This window comes from [Rhizobium] kunmingense, assembly GCF_977018605.1.
The window spans coordinates 1,237,590-1,257,351 of the sequence record NZ_CDRNXG010000002.1 but is presented as its reverse complement, the minus strand read 5'-3'; the positions used below and the strand labels follow the sequence as shown (position 1 = coordinate 1,257,351).

The 19,762-nt window shown below is 62.5% G+C and carries 18 protein-coding genes and 1 riboswitch; of the genes, 7 read left to right on the top strand and 11 right to left on the bottom strand.

The window, feature by feature from the left end:
- Positions 1-9: 9 nt before the first annotated feature.
- The gene (locus AC0JZ4_RS24170) at positions 10-930 is read left to right on the top strand and encodes a LysR family transcriptional regulator (protein WP_471889005.1); all 921 of its coding nucleotides are present in this window, start codon (positions 10-12) and stop codon (positions 928-930) included.
- Positions 931-946: 16 nt separating this feature from the next.
- On the opposite strand, the gene nrdF is transcribed toward AC0JZ4_RS24170, so the two are convergent.
- From nrdF to nrdH, 4 genes are all read right to left on the bottom strand, one after another.
- Positions 947-1,921 (bottom strand): class 1b ribonucleoside-diphosphate reductase subunit beta, encoded by a 975-nt coding sequence (gene nrdF, locus AC0JZ4_RS24165; RefSeq protein WP_471889004.1) that lies wholly within the window; start codon positions 1,919-1,921, stop codon positions 947-949.
- Between the two features lie 111 nt (positions 1,922-2,032).
- On the bottom strand, positions 2,033-4,159 hold the full coding sequence (gene nrdE / locus AC0JZ4_RS24160) for a class 1b ribonucleoside-diphosphate reductase subunit alpha (RefSeq protein WP_471889089.1): 2,127 nt from the start codon (positions 4,157-4,159) through the stop codon (positions 2,033-2,035).
- Positions 4,160-4,191: 32 nt separating this feature from the next.
- Complete coding sequence (nrdI, locus tag AC0JZ4_RS24155; protein ID WP_471889003.1) at positions 4,192-4,617, bottom strand: class Ib ribonucleoside-diphosphate reductase assembly flavoprotein NrdI; 426 nt, start codon at positions 4,615-4,617, stop codon at positions 4,192-4,194.
- Positions 4,618-4,622: 5 nt separating this feature from the next.
- Positions 4,623-4,856: a glutaredoxin-like protein NrdH gene (nrdH, locus tag AC0JZ4_RS24150; protein ID WP_471889002.1), complete on the bottom strand. Its 234-nt coding sequence runs from the start codon at positions 4,854-4,856 to the stop codon at positions 4,623-4,625.
- A gap of 243 nt (positions 4,857-5,099) precedes the next feature.
- A riboswitch (cobalamin riboswitch) is annotated at positions 5,100-5,318 on the bottom strand.
- A 344-nt stretch (positions 5,319-5,662) separates the two neighbouring features.
- On the opposite strand from nrdH, the gene AC0JZ4_RS24145 reads away from it, so the two are divergent.
- From AC0JZ4_RS24145 to AC0JZ4_RS24120, 6 genes are read left to right on the top strand one after another with little or no spacing between them, the layout of a single operon-like run.
- A complete protein-coding gene (locus AC0JZ4_RS24145; RefSeq protein WP_471889001.1) occupies positions 5,663-6,499 on the top strand; it encodes a transporter substrate-binding domain-containing protein in 837 nt (278 codons plus the stop codon).
- A 22-nt stretch (positions 6,500-6,521) separates the two neighbouring features.
- Positions 6,522-7,268, top strand: a complete 747-nt coding sequence (locus tag AC0JZ4_RS24140; protein WP_471889000.1) for an amino acid ABC transporter permease — start codon at positions 6,522-6,524, stop codon at positions 7,266-7,268.
- A complete protein-coding gene (locus AC0JZ4_RS24135; protein ID WP_471888999.1) occupies positions 7,265-8,047 on the top strand; it encodes an amino acid ABC transporter permease in 783 nt (260 codons plus the stop codon). Before AC0JZ4_RS24140 ends, AC0JZ4_RS24135 begins: the two co-directional genes overlap by 4 nt.
- A gap of 12 nt (positions 8,048-8,059) precedes the next feature.
- Complete coding sequence (locus tag AC0JZ4_RS24130) at positions 8,060-8,848, top strand: amino acid ABC transporter ATP-binding protein (RefSeq protein WP_471888998.1); 789 nt, start codon at positions 8,060-8,062, stop codon at positions 8,846-8,848.
- A 2-nt stretch (positions 8,849-8,850) separates the two neighbouring features.
- Positions 8,851-10,191: an MmgE/PrpD family protein gene (locus AC0JZ4_RS24125; protein ID WP_471888997.1), complete on the top strand. Its 1,341-nt coding sequence runs from the start codon at positions 8,851-8,853 to the stop codon at positions 10,189-10,191.
- Positions 10,192-10,217: 26 nt separating this feature from the next.
- Positions 10,218-11,522, top strand: coding sequence for an LLM class flavin-dependent oxidoreductase (locus AC0JZ4_RS24120; RefSeq protein ID WP_471889088.1), 1,305 nt, complete (start codon positions 10,218-10,220; stop codon positions 11,520-11,522).
- 85 nt (positions 11,523-11,607) lie between these two features.
- Here the strand turns inward: AC0JZ4_RS24120 and AC0JZ4_RS24115 are convergent, their stop codons facing one another.
- The 7 genes from AC0JZ4_RS24115 to AC0JZ4_RS24085 form a co-directional block, all read right to left on the bottom strand.
- A complete protein-coding gene (locus tag AC0JZ4_RS24115) occupies positions 11,608-12,939 on the bottom strand; it encodes an NAD(P)/FAD-dependent oxidoreductase (protein WP_471888996.1) in 1,332 nt (443 codons plus the stop codon).
- Between the two features lie 44 nt (positions 12,940-12,983).
- Complete coding sequence (locus AC0JZ4_RS24110; RefSeq protein WP_471888995.1) at positions 12,984-14,156, bottom strand: NAD(P)/FAD-dependent oxidoreductase; 1,173 nt, start codon at positions 14,154-14,156, stop codon at positions 12,984-12,986.
- A gap of 116 nt (positions 14,157-14,272) precedes the next feature.
- Entirely contained in the window at positions 14,273-14,635 is a 363-nt protein-coding gene (locus AC0JZ4_RS24105; RefSeq protein WP_471888994.1) for a cupin domain-containing protein, read from the bottom strand.
- A gap of 26 nt (positions 14,636-14,661) precedes the next feature.
- Complete coding sequence (locus AC0JZ4_RS24100; protein ID WP_471888993.1) at positions 14,662-15,984, bottom strand: NAD(P)/FAD-dependent oxidoreductase; 1,323 nt, start codon at positions 15,982-15,984, stop codon at positions 14,662-14,664.
- 60 nt (positions 15,985-16,044) lie between these two features.
- Positions 16,045-17,211 carry an N-methyl-L-tryptophan oxidase gene (gene solA, locus AC0JZ4_RS24095; protein WP_471888992.1) on the bottom strand — a complete coding sequence of 389 codons (1,167 nt, stop codon included), beginning with the start codon at positions 17,209-17,211 and terminating at the stop codon, positions 16,045-16,047.
- Positions 17,212-17,271: 60 nt separating this feature from the next.
- Complete coding sequence (locus AC0JZ4_RS24090) at positions 17,272-18,873, bottom strand: ABC transporter ATP-binding protein (RefSeq protein ID WP_471888991.1); 1,602 nt, start codon at positions 18,871-18,873, stop codon at positions 17,272-17,274.
- Between the two features lie 7 nt (positions 18,874-18,880).
- Complete coding sequence (locus tag AC0JZ4_RS24085) at positions 18,881-19,753, bottom strand: ABC transporter permease (RefSeq protein ID WP_471888990.1); 873 nt, start codon at positions 19,751-19,753, stop codon at positions 18,881-18,883.
- Positions 19,754-19,762: the final 9 nt, after the last annotated feature.

The window sequence follows — 19,762 nt, the reverse complement described above, 5'->3', positions numbered from 1 at the left end:
CATTTCCCTATGAGCAATGATGATCGCTTGCTGCGCAAGCTCGTTGGCCTTGAAGAATTCATCCGCGTGGCAGAAACGCTGAGTTTCGTGCGGGCGGCGGAATCGCTCGGACAGGCCCCTTCCGCCCTGTCGAAGTCGATCCGGCGGCTTGAAGAAAGACTGGGCTCCCGGCTCCTGAACCGCACCACCCGCAATGTCGCCCTGACGGACGAGGGCATGGCACTTTACGGCCGGGCACGGAACTGGCTGACTGAACTCGACGACATGCAGGCGGCAGTCGGAGGCAAGCCCGGCGATCTGGCGGGCGTGGTGCGCATAGACATGCCCACCACGCTTGGCCGCGCACTGTTCATGACCCGCCTCTCCGCCTTCATGCAGCAGCATCCAAGGCTGACGGTGGAATTGCGGATGAACGACCATTACGTCAATCTGATCGCCGAAGGCGTCGACCTGGCAATACGGGTCGGCAATCTCAACGATTCCGAAATGATCGTCAGGCCACTCGGCCGGATCAGGCTCGGGACCTACATGTCACCCCGATACGCCGAGAAGCTTGGCCTGCCGCAGCATGTCGAGGATCTGCATCATCATCGCCTCATGGCATTCATGACGGGAAGCGGTCGCCCACGTCCCATGCTCTACCGCGTGGGCCGAGAGGAGATCGCGGTCGACACGCGTCATGCGGTGGCGACCTTCACCAATGGCGAAGCCATGATCGATGCGGCGGTCGCCAGTATCGGCATTACCCAGACCCCGGCGATCTACGCCCGTCAGGCGCTCTCCCAAGGCACATTGATCCAGATCTTCGGCGGTCAGGATGCGGCCGGCCTGCCGGTCCAGATCGTTTACCCCTCAAAAAGACAGATGGCGCGGAGGGTCCGCGCCATGATCGATTTTCTCGCCGAAACCATGAACGAGGCCTGGGGCTGAGGCGCTTGCCGATGGGTCAGAAATCCCAGTCATCGTCCTCGGTGGCGACAGCCTTGCCGATCACATAGGACGAGCCGGAACCGGAGAAAAAGTCGTGGTTCTCGTCGGCATTGGGAGACAGGGCCGAGAGGATCGCCGGATTGACCTTGCAGGCCTCGGCCGGGAAAAGCGCCTCGTAGCCCAGATTCATCAGCGCCTTGTTGGCGTTGTAATGCAGAAACTTCTTCACGTCCTCGGTCAGACCGGCGCCGTCATACAGCGCCTCGGTATATTTCGCTTCGTTGTCGTAAAGCTCCAGCAGCAGGTCGAAGGCGAAATCCTTGATCTCCTGGCGCTTGGCCTCGGATAGAAGCGCGACGGCGCGCTGGAACTTGTAGCCGATGTAATAGCCATGCACCGCCTCGTCGCGGATGATCAGCCGGATCAGGTCGGCGGTGTTGGTAAGCCTTGCGCGGCTCGACCAGTACATCGGCAGGTAGAAGCCGGAATAGAACAGAAAGCTTTCGAGGAAGACGGATGCGACCTTCTTCTTCAGAGGATCGCCACTTTCATATTGCGCCATGATCAACGCCGACTTCTTCTGCAGGAACTCGTTTTCCTCCGACCAGCGATACGCGTCGTCGACATCGGGCGTCGAGCAAAAGGTGGAAAAGATAGAGGAATAGGAGCGCGCATGCACCGCTTCCATGAACGAGACGTTGGAGAGTACCGCCTCCTCATGCTGGGTGGCGGCATCCTGCATCAGCCGCACGGCACCGACACCGTTCTGGATCGTGTCGAGCAGGGTAAGGCCGGTAAAGACACGGATGGTGAGCTGCTGCTCGTTGGGTTTCAGTGTCGCCCAGGACGGAATGTCGTTGGAGAGCGGCACCTTTTCCGGCAGCCAGAAATTACTGGTCAGCCGGTTCCAGACTTCGAGATCCTTGTCGTCCTCGATACGGTTCCAGTTGATGGCGCGGATAGCGGCGGCGGGTTTGACGGCGATGTTCATGGTGTTGGTTCCTGAAGGAAACGGCGAGGCTGCGGCATAGTCCCTTCGCCCCGTTTACGGGGAGAAGGTGCCGGCAGGCGGATGAGGGCAGAGGCGGACACCGATCTCAAATCAAAGTGCACACGATACGCAGCCCTGCACTTCCGTGCCGGTCAGCGCCATCTGGCGAAGGCGGATGTAATAAATTGTCTTGATGCCCTTCTTCCACGCATAGATCTGCGCCCGGTTGATGTCGCGGGTCGTGGCGGTGTCGCGGAAGAACAGCGTCAGTGACAGGCCCTGGTCGACATGCTGGGTGGCCGCCGCATAGGTGTCGATGATCTTCTCGGGCCCGATCTCGTAGGCATCCTGATAGTAATCGAGATTGTCGTTGGTCAGATAGGCCGCCGGGTAATAGACCCTGCCGATCTTGCCCTCCTTGCGGATCTCGATCTTGGAGACGATCGGATGGATCGAGGAGGTCGAGTGGTTGATATAGGAGATCGACCCGGTCGGCGGCACGGCCTGCAGGTTCTGGTTATAGAGCCCGCCCTCCATCACGGCGGCCTTCAATTCCTGCCAGTCCTCCTGTGTCGGGATATGAATGCTCGCCTGTTCGAAAAGTTCGGCGACGCGTTCCGTAGCCGGCTTCCATTCCTGTCCGGTGTATTTATCGAAATACTCACCGGAGGCGTATTTCGAGTTCTCGAAACCTTTGAAACTCTGGCCACGCTCGACCGCCAGCCGGTTCGACGCCCGGATGGCGTGATAGGTCACCGTGTAGAAATACATGTTGGTGAAATCGACGCCTTCTTCGGAGCCGTAGAAGATCCGTTCACGGGCGAGATAGCCATGCAGGTTCATCTGGCCGAGGCCGATCGCATGACTGTCCGCATTGCCCTTGGCAACCGAAGGCACCGAGGTGATGTCGCTCATGTCGGAGACCGCCGTCAGCGCCCGGATCGCGGTCTCGATCGTTTTGCCGAAATCGGCACTGTCCATCGCTGCCGCGATATTGAGCGAGCCGAGATTGCAGGAAATATCCTTGCCCATATGCTCGTAGGAAAGATCGGCGCCATAAGTGCTGGCATCGCTGACCTGCAGGATTTCGGAGCACAGATTGCTCATGGTGATACGCCCGGCAATCGGGTTGGCACGGTTCACCGTGTCCTCGAACATGATGTAGGGATAGCCGCTTTCGAACTGGATTTCGGCGATCACCTGGAAGAATTCGCGGGCCTTGATCTTCTTCTTTTTGATCCGGCTGTCGGCAACCATCTCCTCGTATTTTTCCGTCACCGAGATCTCGCTGAACGCGACGCCATAGACGCGTTCCACGTCATAGGGCGAGAACAGGTACATATCCTCGTTGTTCTTGGCGAGTTCGAACGTGATGTCGGGCACCACGACGCCGAGCGACAGCGTCTTGATGCGGATCTTTTCATCTGCATTCTCGCGCTTGGTATCGAGGAAGCGCATGATGTCGGGATGGTGGGCGTTGAGGTAGACGGCACCCGCGCCCTGACGCGCACCCAGCTGGTTGGCGTAGGAGAAGGAATCCTCCAGCAGCTTCATCACTGGAATGACACCGGATGACTGGTTCTCGATCTGCTTGATCGGTGCTCCGGCTTCGCGAAGGTTGGTGAGCGACAAGGCGACACCGCCGCCGCGCTTGGAAAGCTGCAGCGCCGAATTGATGCCGCGCGCGATGCTCTCCATATTGTCTTCGATCCGCAGCAGGAAGCAGGACACCAGCTCGCCGCGCTGCTTCTTGCCGGCATTGAGAAAGGTCGGCGTCGCCGGCTGGAAACGGCCGGAAATGATTTCGTCGACCATATCGCGGGCAAGCGCCTCGTTACCGCGCGCCAGCGCCAGCGCCACCATGCAGATACGGTCTTCGTAACGCTCCAGATAGCGTTTTCCGTCAAAGGTCTTCAGCGTGTAGGAGGTGTAATATTTGAACGCGCCGAGGAAGGTGGGGAAACGGAATTTTCTCTCATAGGCATGGTCGAACAGGTCGCGGACGAAATTGAACGCATACTGGTCCAGAACCTCCTGCTCGTAATAGCCTTCCGTCACCAGGTAATCGAGCTTCTCCCTGAGATTGTGGAAGAACACGGTATTCTGGTTCACGTGCTGAAGAAAATACTGCTTCGCCGCCTCGCGGTCCCTGTCGAGCTGGATCCTGCCATTCTCGTCGTAGAGATTGAGCATGGCGTTGAGCGCGTGATAGTCGAGCCCGGCCTCGGCCGCCTTCATCGACGCTTTCGGCTGGGAAGAGGCGGAGGACTTCACGCTCCCATCCCGCATTGTAATAGAGCTTGTCGCGTCCAAAATCGTTCCAATCCGTGTTTGACGTGATCGACATCCTCCGCAGTGCCGAGAAGCTCGAACCGATAGAGTAGCGGCACCGTGCACTTGGCGGAGATAATGTCGCCGGCGCGGCCGAAGGCGGCACCGAAGTTTGTGTTGCCGGCGGCAATCACGCCGCGGATTTGCTTGCGGTTGTCCGCGTCGTTGAGAAAGCGGATCACCTGTTTGGGCACAGCGCCCCTGTTCTCGCCGCCGCCATAGGTCGGGACGATCAGAACAAAGGGGGCGTCGGCTGCGAGCGCATCATCGCTGTCGATCGGGATGCGTAGGGCGCCAAGCCCCAGTTTTTCGACGAAACGGTGGGTGTTTTCCGACTTGGTGGAAAAATAGATCAGGCCACCCATCCCGCTCACGCCATGGCGGGCAACAGGCTGCTGATCATGTCGGGGCGGAACCCCGCCCAATGCTGCTCGCCGGCGACTACGACCGGCACCTGCCGATAGCCGAGGCCCTGCACCAGCTCATAGGCTTCCGCGTCGACGGAAACGTCGACGACGCTGTAGTCGATCCCCTGGCGATCGAGCGCGCGGGTGGTCGCCGTGCACTGAACGCAGGCGGGCTTGCTGTAGACGGTAATCATCATGATGGTCCCTTGTTGATAGGCGCGACAAAGCACTCGGACATCCGCAGATGTCCGGGCAAATAACCTGAGATGAAGGCAGACGCTGACGCTTGCCGGACGCTTAAACGCCCGTCATTCGCGCTGACGTATATGGAAACTCGAACTCATGGACTTCACCCCGAAGTGGCTCATGCGGACTGCCGGGGAAGGCGCACGCACGGAAACATCCCGCACGCTCACGCTACCTTCCGGACACCCCGCCCGTGGACGTTTTCGCTTGAGGCAGGTCTCCTGGCTCGCGGGTCGTCGCATCCGATCCGCCTTCCCAACGCCTTATGCGTCAGTGGACAAATCGACCGGATGCTCGCCGCTTACAGTTGCGGGGGCAGCTTCGGCATTGCTCGGCCTTTCAGGGCCTCACGCACCGTATTCCCGTCTTAGCTTCCGATGCGAATCGGAAGAACCTCGAACACTAGATATAGTAGACGAGACGGAAAATCCGTCAACAACTATGAAGCCTCATCCTCAGGGAAGTTTCGAAATCTGCCGATCGCCACAATGACCGCCCGACAATCATTGCCTCCGCAGGCACTCCACCGGGAAAGCGCATGGAGGCCGCGTGTGGTCAAACGGCCATCGAGTTTTCCCTCTCGCCAGAGACGTGCGTCTTGTCGATCGCGGCAGCAAGGCAGAGACGTGAGAAAAAAGCATTTCCTTTGCGGCTCAGGATGGCGGCCCTTTCTCCGAAAAGGATCAATTGTGGAACATCGTTTCTCGTGGCGACTTTGAGCTTTGGTTAAGTTGCGCGCCAAACAAGGAGCCATTTGATGTTTGTCAAAGCCGTCACCAAAACCGTTTTCGGACTTGCCCTGTCGATCGCGACGCTGGCCGCCACCCAGGCCTCTGCCGATGCGACGCTGGATCGTATCAAGGGCCGCGGCAAGCTCACCGTCGGCGTCATCCTCTCGGGCGCACCGTTCGGCTTCATCGATCCGAAGTCGCAGGAGCAGAAGGGTTACAATGTCGATATCGCCAAGGCGCTGGCAGCCGATCTCGGCGTAGAGCTGGAAACGGTGACGGTGACGCCGCCCAACCGTGTCCAGTTCCTGCAGCAGGGCAAGGTCGATATCCTTATCGCCAACATGCAGTATACCGAAGAGCGCGCCAAGGTTCTCGACTACGTGCCGACACCTTACGACCGCGCCGGCGGTGCTGCCGTAGTGCGCAAGGACAGCGGCCTTAAGGACTGGGCCGACCTCAAGGGTAAGCCGGTCTGCATCTCGCAGGGCTCCAACTACGCGCAGCCGCTGGCGGAAGAATATGGCGCCGTCGTCAAGGGTCTCCCCAGCCAGCCGGAATCGCTGCTGGCGTTGCAGGGCGGCAATTGCGTCGCTGCAGTCCATGTCGGCGCGACCGTCGGCCTGCTGCTGGTAGACCGGGCTGACGAATGGAAGGACTATGCCATCCCCTTCCCGACCGAACTGATCCCGTCCGATAGCGTCATCTGGCTGCGCAAGGGCGAGGCAGACACGCAGACTGCACTTGATGAAGCCGTCAAGAAGCTGCATGCTTCCGGCAAGATGCTTGAGCTGGCCAAGGCCAACCGTTTGCTCAACACCAAGTATCTCGAGGAAGAGAACAAGAAGCTTTCCGCCGCCCAGTAAGCGGAAGCTGCGGTAAAGCCACATGCAGGATATGAACCTTACCAGCCTGTTCGTCGATCTGACGGGCAGGCTGGGCCTCAATTACGAGTTTCTGGCGACGGGCTACGAGGCGCAGATCTGGCGTGACGGGTTCATCACCACGCTCTATCTGGTTGCCGTCACCATTCCCGTCAGCCTGATTTTTGGCCTGATCTTCGCCGGCTGCCTCACCTCGGGCAGGCTGTGGCTTTCTGCACCCGTGCGCGCGTTCGTGGAACTGACCCGCAACACGCCGACGCTGGTGCAGCTGATGTTCAGCTTTCTCGTCCTCAACACCGTCGTCTCCAACCTGTTCGGCGGCGCCCAGAACAACCCGCTTTCGCCGTTCTTCTGGGTTGTGGCGGTCGTCGGCCTGCATATCGCCGCCCTCCATGCGGAAGCCATCCGCGCCGGCATCGAATCCGTGCCGGCCTCGATGATCGAGGCCGCGCGCGGCATGGGCTTCAGCCAGTTCGAAATCCTGCGTTACGTACAGATCCCGCTCGCCTTCCGGGCCTCTCTGCCGGCGATCGTCAACGGGCTGATCAACCTCGTCAAATCCACCACCGTCGGCAATGCCATCGCGGTCAGCGAAATCACCTATGCCTCGATCATGGTCTGGACGCAGCGCGACAATGTCGTGGAGCTGATGATCGTGCTTCTCGCCTTCTTCAGCCTGATTAATTTCGTCGTGGCCCGCATCGGCCAATGGGTGGAGCGCAGGCTCGCCATTTCGGGGTACGGGCTATGAGCATGACAGCGATACAGACACCCAGAAAAAGCAGCCTCGTACTGCGCTATGTCGGCTTCGTGGCCCTGCCGCTGCTGGTCGTCGTCTGGTCGTTGATCGACCTGTCGCTCGGCCGCGAACTGGTGGAGTGGATCCCCTATCTCGCCTCCGGCTTTTCGATGAACATCCTCATCGCCGTCTGCGCCATCACGCTCGGCACCACGGCCGGCGTGCTTTTGGGCCTGATGCAGCTCGCCCCCTACTGGTTCGTCCGCTGGCCGGCCGCAACCTATGTGCAGATCTTCCGCAATGCCCCGGCACTGGTGCTGATCTTCGCCACCACCTACATTTTCCCGTTCGAGATCGTCGTGTTCGGCAACTACCTGCCGTTTCCCGATTGGGTCAAGGCGGTGATCGGCCTTGCCATCCTCTCCAGCGCCTATATCGCCGAAATCACCCGTGGCGCCGTTCTGTCCATTCCCACGACACAGTGGGAAGCCACCAAGGGGCTGGGTTGTTCGCGCATCCAGGCACTCCGTTACGTCATCCTGCCGCAATGCGTGCGACGCTCGCTGCCGCCCTGGATGAATGTCGCCTCGTCGATGGCCATGGGCACCTCGCTTGCTTCGCTGGTCGGCGTGCATGAACTCATGCATGCGGCGACCGATGCCAGCACCGCCGTGCGCCGGCTCGATTTCACCATCATCGCCTATGTCGTGGTGATGGCCGCCTTTTTTACGCTTTGCTACCCGATTTCCCGCCTGACACGCCGCCTCGAACAGCGCTTCAATGCGGGCTGAAGGAATTTGATCATGACTACATCCGCCGACACCGCGATCGTGAAGCTGGAAGACGTTCATCTGTCCTTCGGCCAGACGCAGGTGCTGAAGGGCATCGACCTGACCATCAACAAGGGCGATGCGGTTTCGATCATCGGTCCGTCCGGATCGGGCAAGTCGACGCTCCTGCGCTGCATCAATGCGCTGGTGACGCCGCAGCGCGGCAGGATCACCGTTGCCGGCACGCGCGTGGACGAGCTGACGAAGGAAAGCGAACGGATCGAGTTGCGCAAGCGCGTCGGCATCGTCTTCCAGCAATACAATCTCTTCCCGCATCTGACCGTGCTCGAAAACATCGTGCTGGCGCCCACCCGCATTCTCGGCGCCGACAAAACCGCCACCGTAAAGCTTGCCCGCGAACTGCTGGAAAAAGTGCGGCTGTCGGAAAAGGCCGATGCCTATCCGGGCCAGCTGTCCGGCGGTCAGCAGCAGCGCGTGGCGATTGCGCGTGCGCTTGCCATGAAACCGGAACTCGTCCTGTTCGACGAAGTCACCTCGGCGCTCGACCCGGAAACCGTGGGCGAGGTTCTGTGGGTGATCCGCGACCTCATCCGCGACGGCATGACCAGCATTCTCGTCACCCATGAAATGCGTTTCGCCGAAGAGATCAGCGATACGGTCGTCTTCACCGAAAACGGCCTGATCGTCGATCACGGCTCGCCGCAGCAGATCTTTCACCATTCCGACAATCCGCGCATCCGCCAGTTCGTCGGCGGCCTGTCGGGCGGGCGCGGTTCGGTACGCGACGGCGAGGGAATTTGAGCATGGCCAACGCTCCGCTGACCAGCGCCTTTGCCGCAGCCATCGTCAATTCCGATCCCACCCTTGATCGCGCGGCCATGGATGCAGCCCGCACGGCGATCATCGATTTTCTCGCCTGCACGATTGCCGGTGCTGCCGACCGCACGACCGGCGTTCTTGCGAAGGCCGTCGGCGGGGATCTGCCGGGGAATGCGATCCTCGTCGGCAGCAATGGCAAGGCCGACCCGCTGGCCGCAGCCGTCGTCAACGCCTATGCCGGCCATGTGCTGGATTATGACGATGTTCATTCAAGCGTCCGCGGCCATCCGACAACGGTCATCGTTCCGGCACTGCTTGCGCTTGCTGCCGAGCGCCGGTTTTCCGCCGAAGCCCTTGTTGCTTCCTATGTGGTCGGACTGGAAGCGATGGCGCGGCTTGGCCTCTCGCTCGGCTCAAGACATTACGAGAATGGTTTTCACGCCACCGCGACACTCGGCCCGATCGGTGTTGCCGCCGCCATCTGCCACCTGAGCCAGGCCTCGGTGCATGAAACCGCGGTCGCGCTCGGCCTTGCCGCAACACAGGCATCCGGCCTGCGGCTGCAATTCGGCTTCGATGCAAAACCCTATCACGCCGGCATGGCGGCCCGCTCCGGCCTTCTGGCCGCAAGACTAGCGGCCGCAGGGTTTGGTGGGGCGCCCGATTTCCTCGACAATCCGGTCGGCTTCCATTCCGCCTATGCCTTCGGCGCAGGCAAGCCGGAACTGACAAGCCACAACTGGGGTTCGCCCTGGCAGATCGTTTCGCCCGGGCTGACGCTGAAGGCCTATCCCTGCTGCACGGCCAGCCATCCGGTCGCCTCGCTGGGCATAGACCTTCACCGCGAGGGTCTGGATGCAGCGCGGATCGAGAAGATCACCTTCACCTATCCTCCCGGCGCTGACGCCGCTCTGGTCGTGACCAACCCCACCAATGGCATCGAAGCGCGCTTCAGCCCGGAATACGTGTTTTCCGCGGCTCTGATCGATGGTGCGCTCAGGCTCGATCATTTCGACGAACGCCCGGTCGACCAGCGTATCATGACGCTCGCCACCCGCGCCGGCCGCCGCCATGACGAGACGTCGCCGCGCATGTCGAGCGATCCGGCCACCCGCTTTGTCATCCTCGATATCGCCCTTGAAGACGGCAGCACGATCAACCGTCGTTTCGACGGCCTGCCGGGCGTGACCGATCCGACCGAAAAATTCCGTGACGCGACCGCCGCCAACCCGGCCTTCGCCGACATTCCAGCCCTTGTTCGCAGCATGACGAGCGAGGCCGACCTTGGCCGGCTGCTCGCCCTGCTCAACCAGAACCCAGTTTGACGAAAGATTTTGCCATGAGTGACGCAATGAGTGCCAAGAGACAAATCCATCTCGGCCTGTTCCTGCAGGGTGCCGGCCACCACGTTTCCGGCTGGCGTCATCCCAAGGCCGAAGCCGGCAGCGAAAACTTCGACCTTCTGCGCCGCGTCTCGCAGATCGCCGAACAGGCGAAATTTGACATGGTGTTTCTGGCCGATGGCCTGACCAGCGGCGTCGATGCGCATCCCTCAACCATCGCCCGTTTCGAGCCTCTGACATTGCTGGCAGCGCTCGCGCTGGTGACCGACAAGATCGGCCTGGCAGCCACCGCCTCCACCACCTATGGCGAGCCCTACCACACGGCGCGCGCCTTCTCTTCGATCGACCACCTGAGCCATGGCCGCGCCGCCTGGAACATCGTCACCACCTCCTACGCCCGCACGGCCAACAATTTCTCCAAGTCGCACCCGGAGCATGACGAGCGTTACGCGGTGGCGGAAGAATTCGTCGATGTGGTGCGCGGCCTGTGGGACAGCTGGGATGACGACGCCTTCATCAAAAACAAGGACACCGGTGTCTACGCCGACCCGTCCAAGGTTCACCTGCTCGATCACACGGGCAAATATTACTCGGTAAAAGGCCCGCTCAATATCCCGCGCTCGCCGCAGGGACACCCGATCCTCATCCAGGCAGGCTCCTCAGGCCCCGGCCAGGATCTTGCCGCCCGCACCGCCGACGTGGTGTTCACCGCCCAGCAGAGCCTGGCGGAAGCACAGGCCTTCTACAAGAGCCTCAAGGGCCGCATCGAAAAGTTCGGCCGCCGCGCCGACGATGTCGCCGTCATGCCCGGCTTCCTGCCGGTCATCGGGCGCACGCAAAAGGAAGCGGCTGAAAAGCTGGCCGAACTCGACCAGTGGACCGTTCTCAAGAGCGCCATGCCGCTTCTGGAAGAGCGCATCGGCCACAGCCTCGGCGATTATGACCCGGACGGTCCCCTGCCGGACCTGCCGATTTCAGACCAGCTGCGCAGCCGCGCCGAGCTTCTGACGGCACTTGCCCGCCGCGAGAACCTGACGATCCGCCAGCTGGCGCTGCGCGTTGCCGCCGGCCGCGGCCATCATATCGTGCTCGGCACCCCGGTCGAGGTCGCCGACCGCATGCAGGAATGGTTCGACGGCCGCGCCGCCGACGGCTTCAACGTCATGCCGCCCTTCTTCCCGGAAGGGCTGGAGGACTTTACCCAGCTCGTCGTACCGATCCTGCAGGAACGCGGCCTGTTCCGCACCGAATATTCAGGCTCGACCCTGCGTGATCATCTGGGCCTGTCGCGCCCGGCGCTGATCGCCGGCTAACGGAAGGCGTCAACGCGCTGCCACCCTCGATCGGTTCCGGGCAGGTCCGCAAACCTGCCCGGAACTTGGATGCCGTCCGGGTGCTCTAGAATCCGGTGATGATCCGCACCTTCGAACCATCGGAAAACCGGCTGAACCGGAAGGCATGTGGGTCGACCAGCGGCGCGACCCCGGTGACGATGTCGGCCATCAGCCGGCCTGCCGCCGGGCCGATGCCAAAGCCGTGGCCAGAGAACCCCGTGGCAATGAAGAAGCCCGGCACCTGATCGACACCGGAAATCACCGGGATCGCATCCGGGGTAACGTCGATCTTGCCCGCCCAGCGCTGGGCGATCTCGGCCTTTTCGAAGGCGGGGAAGGCCTTGCGCAGGTTCGCCAGCGCCTGGTCCTGCAGGCTGAAGGACGGTTTCGGGTCGAGAACCCGGTTATATTCGAAGGGAGAGGCCTCATCCATCTTCCAGCGCCGCGGCAGCCGCGCCTCGTCGAGAAAGCCCAGCCCGCCGCGCAGCCGCAGTGAACGCCATTCATGGCCGAGCGCCGGCAGGAATTCACGCAGGAAGCGGAAACTGTCGGGCACGATGTCGGCGATGTTTTCGAAGCCGTTGGCAACCGTATAGCCGCCGTCCTGGCGCTTGCGAATGGCAAAGCCATTGGTCCAGATCGCCGAGTCCGGCCCGCCTTCAAGCGGTTTGGTGCGGATGACGGAATTGATCACCTTGAGCTGCGGCAGGCGGATGCCTGCATTGCCGGCAAACAGGCTCGACCATGCGCCGCCGGCCAGCACCGCCGCATCGCAGGCAATGTAGCCACGCTCGGTGAACACGCCGCAAACCTTGCCGGCCTTCGTATCGATCCCCCTCACCGCGCATTCGGTCATCACATGGGCGCCCCGGTCGCGGGCGCCCTCGGCAACGGCGGGTGCCGCCTTCTGCGGTTCGGCACGACCATCCACCGATGTATAGAGCGCGCCCTTGATATCCAGCTTCGAGCCGGGATTCATCTCGGCGAACTGCTGCGGCGTCAGCATCTTGGTGTCGAGCTGATAGCCTTCGAGATTGCTCATCCAGCGCGCATGGTCCTCCACCTCCTTGTCGGTCAGGCAGGTGAAGGTGATGCCGGCGCGGGTATAGCCGACATCCCGGCCAAGCCTTTCGTTCATCCCCGGCCAGATGCGCAGCGCCTCCGCCATCAGCGGCACTTCGCGCGGATCGCGGCGCGTGATGCGGACCCAGCCCCAGTTGCGGCTCGATTGTTCGTGGCCGATCCCGCCCTTTTCGCAAAGCGCCACCTTGTAGCCGCGCTCGGCCAGTTCGAGCGTGGTCGATGCACCTATGATGCCGCCGCCAATGACGACGACATCGACTTTCTGCGGCAGGTCGGTATCTCCATGAAACGGGACGACGAAAGGACCGGGCATTGTCTTGAACTCCTGGAATTGTCTCTTGGGAATGGCAGCCGGCGTCAGCCGTGAAGCTCCAGCTTCGCCTGCGGGCTGTCGGCGCCAAATCGGTTGAATGTGAATGAGGAAAGGTCGCGCCCGGAGGCGCGGCCCATGGCAAGATCGGCAAGGATCTGCCCGGTCACCGGCCCCAGGCAGAAGCCATGGCCGGAAAAGCCCATGCCGACGACAAGCCCGTCGATACCGGGCGCGTGGTCGAGAACCGGCAAGGCGTCCGGCGTGAGGTCGAGAAGCCCCGCCCAGCACTCTTCGATCGGCGTATCGGACAGGCCCGGCAGAAGAAGATCGAGCTTGCCGATGATCTCGCTCAGGCTCGAAAGCGGCGGACGGACGAGCGGACGCTCGCCATTTTCGGTCTTTTGAACCTCCATATTGCCCGACCAGTCGATCATGCCGCTGGTGATGCGCAGGCGGCCGTTGACCTCCTGCCGTCCGGCCCAGTCGCCGCCGCAGACACCGATGACCTGATCCAGCACCGGGGCGATGGGCACGCTGCGGATGACGGCAACCATCGGCGTGCGGATCGGCACGCTCAAGCCGAGCGGCTCAAGCAGGCTGTTGCCAAGCACGCCGCCGGCAAGAACGACGCGATCGACGGCAATCCTTCGGGCGGAGGTTCGCAGTCCGACCGCCTTGCCGCCGGCAAGCTCGATGGCTTCGACCGTCTCGCCCATGGCGAATGTCACACCGAGACGCGAGAGAGCAGCCATATAGGCGGCGCTCACCGCCTGTGGGTCGGCATGACCGTCCGTCGGGCAGAAGGACGCCCCCGGAATGGCCTCGGAAACGGCCGGCGCGATGTCGCGAATGGCCTGATTGTCCGGCAGGAAGGCAAGGTCGAGCCCGGCGGTCTGCTGTTCGGCCACCATTGACCGGATCTGCCCGTATTCCACCTCGTTGCGGGCGAGCCGCAGGTTGCCGCGACGGGTATAGTGCGTTGCTCCGTCGAGTTCCTCGTGCAAGGTCTGCCAGATGGCGACCGCCTCGACGGCAAGCGGCATCTCAGCCGGATCACGCCCCGATTGCCGGACACCCGCCAGTGTCCAGCCGGATGCCATGGCCGCCGGGCCGAAACGGTCGACGACAACGACCGTCACACCGGATTTTGCCAGCGCATGGGCCGTCGCCAAGCCGCTGATGCCCGCGCCGATCACGGCGACATCGAACCTGTCCATTTCTACCTTTCCTCATCGCCGACCAAAATGGTCAGGCGACCGCGATCTATCCTCATGCCTTCAGGCACGCCGTGACTGATCCGGCCGCAGCGTATGGCGATGCGGCCGGACAGCGATCAGGCGTTGCCGGCACCGCCCTTCGGCACGACCATGGCAAACTTGCGGAAAGCCTTTAGCACGGTCAGCGTGATCGAGGCATTGACCGGGATCGTGACGATATCACCGGCGCCGATGCGGCGAATTTCGCCGCCCGCCACCTGGCAATCCGCCTCGCCTTCGATGACGATGAAGGTTTCGGCAATCGGCCGGGCCGGATACGCGTAAGTGCCCGGAGGTGCGATCCAGACCGCCGCCTTGGTGGCCGTATCGGCATCGCCCTCATCGACCCAGATCATGGTGCGATAGGACTGGGTGCCGTCCTCGGCCTTCGCCGCTTCCATGAGGGCGCTGTCATCGCTGACTTTTGCATAGATGGTCATCTGCTTTTCCTTGTCTGCAGGGTGGATCAGGGGTGCGGGGGGAGTTCGATGCCGCCGCGCTTGCTCATGAAATTGTCGACGAAGCGCATTTCGCGGAGTTTGTAGTTCGGGCCGTAATCCATCCACCACGGCGCTTCCTGAAGCGGCTCGACCTGAAGGTCGAGATCCTTTTCGGCAACGCCGATCGCCCAGTCGGCGAGAATGCCGCCAAGCATGGTGCCGGTCGGCACGCCACGGCCCGAAAGACCGGTCAGCGCGACCACACCGGGCGCCAGCCCGTAGAGGCGCGGGACGGTCTTGTACTGCATGTCGAGTTCGCCGAACCAGAGATAGTCCCAGCGCACCTCCTCGGTGATCTGCGGATGCAGCCACTTCAGCTTGTCGGTCATCACCTTCTTCGTATAGTCGAGGTCGCGGCCGCGCGGCCCCATCAGGAACATCGAGGCGATGATGCGGTTGTCCGCCGACCATTTGTAGCAGTAGAAATCGCCGCGCCCGTCGATCATCGAGGTATTGCGCGGCATCACCGTCTCCCGCAACGTGTCCGACAGCGGATTGGTCGCGCAGACATAGACCGGCATGATGCGGAAGCTTTTCTCGAGCTTCGGCCAGCCGTCCACAGTGTAGGCCCCGGTGGCGAAGATCACCTTGTCGGCAATGACATGGCCGGCCGTGCTCTTCACCTTCCACTTGCCGCCCAGCCGCTCGCAGCCCGTGGCCGGAGAGCCGGTGTAGAGGGAAACGCCCTCGGAGAGGACGGCGCGCGCAAGCCCGCGTGCATATTTGAGCGGGTGCAGATGCGCGCCCTCCTCGTGAAGCCAGCCGCCATGCATGCGCGGCGAGCCGGTAATGGCGATTGCCTCGTCGCGGCCAAGCACGCGGGTGCGGGCGCCGACCGCATTGTAGCTGTCCGCCTTGTGCTGCAGATGCGGCAGATGGCCCGGCCGCATCGCACCTATGACCAGACCGTTCTGCACCCATTCGCAATCGATATTGTAGCGGCTGATATACTCGGCGGCCTTGTCGGCCGCGCGGGTCTGGCGCTGGATCAGGCGCTCGGCGAACGGCTGCCCGACCAGCGAGCGCACCTTGTCCAGTTCGTAATAGGAGAATGTCGGGCTGCAATGGCCGGCATTGCGGCCGGAACCGCCAAAGCCCGCCTCCTCGCGTTCGAGGATCGCCACCGACACGCCCTTCCTGGCCAGTTCGATCGCCGTCGTCATGCCGGTATATCCGGCACCGACAATGCAGACATCGACGGTCTTTTCACCCGAAAGCCGTTCCGTCTCGGGGGCCGGCGGGGCCGATGCGAACCAGTAGGATGCATCGAAAGGCGAGAACTTGGGCATGGCTGATCCTTCTGGGTCTGTCCTGGCCTGGTTGGCCCGGCTTGGTTGGCCTGCGTGAAATCAGGGAGCGATCGCCGCCGTCGGAATGGCGCCGAACGGGCCAAGCTTCGGGGACCTGAAGATCGACAGGTCGGCCTCGACCTTTTCCTCCAGCGCCAGGCGCGCGGCGATCTCGCCGAACATCGGCGACAGTTTGAACCCGTGACCGGAAAATCCGTAGAGCGTGACGAGATTGGAGCAGGCGGGATGCAGATCGACGACCGCGTCGCCACTCTCGGTCCAGCTGTCCATATAGGCGCCGATCCTGACCGGATCGGGAATGACGCCCGGCAGATAGGTGCGGATCATCCGGCGCCAGCGGACGAACCACTCCGGATTGACATTGCGGTCGAGCTTCGAGGCATCCTCGAACACGTCATGCGATCCGTTGCGGGCGATCTTCATAGTATCCCCGTCGATGATCGGCCAGGCGCAGATGTCGAGATCGCGCGAAAGCCGAAGCAGGACCGGGAACTTGTCCGGCCTGAACAGCGCCTCGTTCTCGGTGCGATACCAGGCGAGCACAATCCGTACGAGCTTGTGATTGTCGGCCGTTTCCGGCAGCAGGTGCCGCGTCCACGGCCCGAGCGTCATCACCAGCTTGCGAACCCGCCACTCCTGCGTGTCGGTATAGACGGTCGCGCCATCGGCACCGAACTGGATATCGCGGATCGGCGTGTAGCGGTGCAGTTTCGCTCCCAGTTCCTCGGCCCGACGCGCCGCCGTCATCACCGCCCGGTCGGGCCGCACATAGCCTGCCCAGCGGTCGAGTATCGCCGTCTCGCCGTCTTCGAGCGTATGCACGGGATAGCGCTCCTTCACCTGCGCGGCGGAGAGTATCTCGTGGTCGATCTCGTAGTTGCGGCACGACGCGATGACATTGCGCATGTAATCGCTGTCCTCGCGCGCCACCGACAGCGCACCGATGAGGTTGAGCAGGCTCGTGCCCGTCTCCGCCTCCAGTTCCTGCCACAGGTGGCGGGAGCGGATCAGAAGCGGCACATAGGCAGGCCCTTCCTTGTAGGCGGTGCGGAAGATCCGGCTTTCGCCGCCGCAGGCGCTCTGGTCGTGGCCCGGCGCCAGCCGGTCCCAGCCGAGCACGCTGACGCCCCGCTTGGCAAGCCGCCAGGCCGTCATGCTTCCCATTGCGCCGAGCCCGACGACGCCGACATCCGCATCATAGGTCATGGTATCGGTACTCCCGGCTCTCGGCGCTTTCGATTTGCGAATTTCGGCACGTCTTCGACATCAGGCGTTCCATCCCGGAATGGCGTGCACGAGGCTCTTCGTGTAGGGGTCCTTCGGCGCCGAGAAGAGTTCGTGCGCCGGGGCAAGCTCGACGAGACGACCCCGCTGCAGAACCGCGATACGGTCGCAGATCTGGCTCGCGACACGCAGATCGTGGGTGATGAACATCATCGCGATGCGGGTCTCCTGCTGGATCTCGTCGAGAAGCTGCAGCACCTGAGCCTGGATGGACACATCGAGCGCCGAAACCGCCTCGTCGGCGATCAGCAGCAGCGGATTGAACATCAGCGCGCGGGCAATGCCGATACGCTGGCGCTGGCCGCCGGAAAACTCGTGCGGATAGCGCTCCAGCGCCTGCTCGGGCAGGCCGACGCGCTTCAAAAGCCGGATGGCATTGGCCCGCGCCTCGCCCAGCGAGGTCCCGAAAGTCATCGGGCCGCAGATCAGCGAATGCTCGATCGAATGGCGCGGGTTGAGCGAGGCGAACGGGTCCTGGAAGACCATCTGTATATAAGGCCGTTTCGGCCGGAAACGGCTCTCCTTCAAGGGCACGACATCCTCGCCGTCGAGGATGATCTGGCCTGAATCGCTGTCGAGCAGCTTCATGATCATCCGCCCGAGCGTCGACTTGCCCGAACCGGATTCGCCGACGACGCCGATCGTCTCGCCCTTGCGCAGCGTCAGGCTGACGCCGTCGATCGCCTGCACGACGCGGGCCTTACCGAACAGGCCTCCGCCGCTCTTGTAGGTCTTGCGCAGATCCTTGACGTCGAGGACGACGGGCGCGTCGTCACGCACCGCGGCGCGTGGCTCCGTCCGCATCATCGGGATCGCCGCCAGCAGGCGTTGCGTATAGGGCTCCTTCGGCGCATGCAGCACCTCGGCCGCCGTACCCTGCTCGATCAGCCTGCCCTTCTCCATGACGATCACCTTGTCGGCGATATCGGCGACGACACCGAAGTCATGGGTGATGAACATCACCGCCATCTTCTTCTGCCGCTGCAGGCGCTTGATGATCTCGAGGATCTGCGCCTGCGTCGTCACGTCGAGTGCGGTGGTCGGCTCGTCGGCAATCAGCACGTCGGGATCGAGCGCCAGCGCCATGGCGATCATCACCCGCTGGCGCTGGCCGCCGGAAAGCCGGAACGGATACTGATGCGCCATGGCCGGCGGGTTGGGCAGGCCGACCATCTCCAGCAGTTCAACGACACGCGCGGAGCGATCCGCAGGCGCGGCGCCGGGATGGGTCAGCATTACCTCCTCGACCTGCTGGCCGACGGTCATCAGCGGGTTCAGGGCCGACAGCGGATCCTGGAAGATCATCGACACGACGCGGCCGTTGAAACCCGACCGGTCCTTCTCGCTCAGCGTCAGGATCTCGCGGTCATGCAGACGGATCGATCCGCCCTCGATCTTCAATGGCGGCGGCAGCAGTCCCATCACGGCATTCGCCGTGACCGACTTGCCGGAGCCGGATTCCCCGACGATGCAGAGAATCTCGCCGGCTTCGAGCGTGAAGGATATGTTCTGCACCGCATGCGCGCGGTCGGCGACCTTGGGCAGGCTTACGGTCAGATCGTTGACGGTCAGGACAGGGGTCATGTCGGCCTCACTTTCCGTCGCCGCGCACGTCGAGCGCATCGCGCAGCCCGTCGCCGACGAAGTTGAACCCTGTCACGGCAAGCGTGATCGCCATGCCCGGAACGATGGCAAGCCAGGGAGCCTTGTCGAGATATTGCTGCGCGCCGTTGAGCATGTTGCCCCAGGATGGCAGCGGCGGCTGGATGCCGTAGCCGAGGAAGGAGATGTAGGCTTCCAGGAGAATGGCGTTGGCGATCGTCAGGTTGGCCGAAACGATGATCGGCCCCATCACATTCGGCAGGATCTCGCGAAACATCACCCGGTTGGGCGCCAGCCCGAGCATCGTCGCCGCCAGCACGAATTCGCGGTTTCGAAGCGAGCGAACCTCGGCATCCACCACGCGGGCGACCTGCATCCAGCTGGTGATGGCGATGATGACGGTGATCATCAGCGGGCTCGGTTTCAGGAAGGACGCGAGCGTCAGCATCAGGAAGACGCTCGGGAAGGCGAGAAAACCGTCGACGATACGCATCAGCGCCGCACCGATGCGCCCGCCGTAATAGCCCGAAACCGTGCCGACGATCACGCCGATGACGGTCGAGATCAGCATCGCCGCGACGCCCGCGGTCAGTGACACGCGCCCGGCCATGAACAGCCGTGCCGCGACATCGCGCCCGAGCGGATCGGTCCCGAAGATATGGGCGCCGGTCAACGGCGGCGCATTGCGCGCCCGCAGGTCGATATAGAGCTGGTCATAGGGGATCAGCCATGGACCGGCGATGCTGGCCAGGATGAGCAGCAGGACGATGACGAGGCCGACGACCGCCAGCTTGTGGCTCATGAAGCGCGCGACCACGCGATTGCGCGGGCGTGGTGGAAGAACGAGATCTACTGTTGCCATGTGATTTTC

Coding starts and splice junctions, on each gene's coding strand:
- AC0JZ4_RS24135 (WP_471888999.1), top strand. CDS start 7,265: ATGAGCATGACAGCGATACAGACACCCAGAAAAAGCAGCCTCGTACTG.
- nrdI (WP_471889003.1), bottom strand. CDS start 4,617: ATGGGTGGCCTGATCTATTTTTCCACCAAGTCGGAAAACACCCACCGT.
- AC0JZ4_RS24100 (WP_471888993.1), bottom strand. CDS start 15,984: ATGCCCAAGTTCTCGCCTTTCGATGCATCCTACTGGTTCGCATCGGCC.
- nrdE (WP_471889089.1), bottom strand. CDS start 4,159: ATGAAGGCGGCCGAGGCCGGGCTCGACTATCACGCGCTCAACGCCATG.
- AC0JZ4_RS24105 (WP_471888994.1), bottom strand. CDS start 14,635: ATGACCATCTATGCAAAAGTCAGCGATGACAGCGCCCTCATGGAAGCG.
- AC0JZ4_RS24145 (WP_471889001.1), top strand. CDS start 5,663: ATGTTTGTCAAAGCCGTCACCAAAACCGTTTTCGGACTTGCCCTGTCG.
- nrdH (WP_471889002.1), bottom strand. CDS start 4,856: ATGATGATTACCGTCTACAGCAAGCCCGCCTGCGTTCAGTGCACGGCG.
- solA (WP_471888992.1), bottom strand. CDS start 17,211: ATGACCTATGATGCGGATGTCGGCGTCGTCGGGCTCGGCGCAATGGGA.
- nrdF (WP_471889004.1), bottom strand. CDS start 1,921: ATGAACATCGCCGTCAAACCCGCCGCCGCTATCCGCGCCATCAACTGG.
- AC0JZ4_RS24115 (WP_471888996.1), bottom strand. CDS start 12,939: ATGCCCGGTCCTTTCGTCGTCCCGTTTCATGGAGATACCGACCTGCCG.
- AC0JZ4_RS24110 (WP_471888995.1), bottom strand. CDS start 14,156: ATGGACAGGTTCGATGTCGCCGTGATCGGCGCGGGCATCAGCGGCTTG.
- AC0JZ4_RS24085 (WP_471888990.1), bottom strand. CDS start 19,753: ATGGCAACAGTAGATCTCGTTCTTCCACCACGCCCGCGCAATCGCGTG.
- AC0JZ4_RS24120 (WP_471889088.1), top strand. CDS start 10,218: ATGAGTGCCAAGAGACAAATCCATCTCGGCCTGTTCCTGCAGGGTGCC.
- AC0JZ4_RS24130 (WP_471888998.1), top strand. CDS start 8,060: ATGACTACATCCGCCGACACCGCGATCGTGAAGCTGGAAGACGTTCAT.
- AC0JZ4_RS24140 (WP_471889000.1), top strand. CDS start 6,522: ATGCAGGATATGAACCTTACCAGCCTGTTCGTCGATCTGACGGGCAGG.
- AC0JZ4_RS24090 (WP_471888991.1), bottom strand. CDS start 18,873: ATGACCCCTGTCCTGACCGTCAACGATCTGACCGTAAGCCTGCCCAAG.
- AC0JZ4_RS24170 (WP_471889005.1), top strand. CDS start 10: ATGAGCAATGATGATCGCTTGCTGCGCAAGCTCGTTGGCCTTGAAGAA.
- AC0JZ4_RS24125 (WP_471888997.1), top strand. CDS start 8,851: ATGGCCAACGCTCCGCTGACCAGCGCCTTTGCCGCAGCCATCGTCAAT.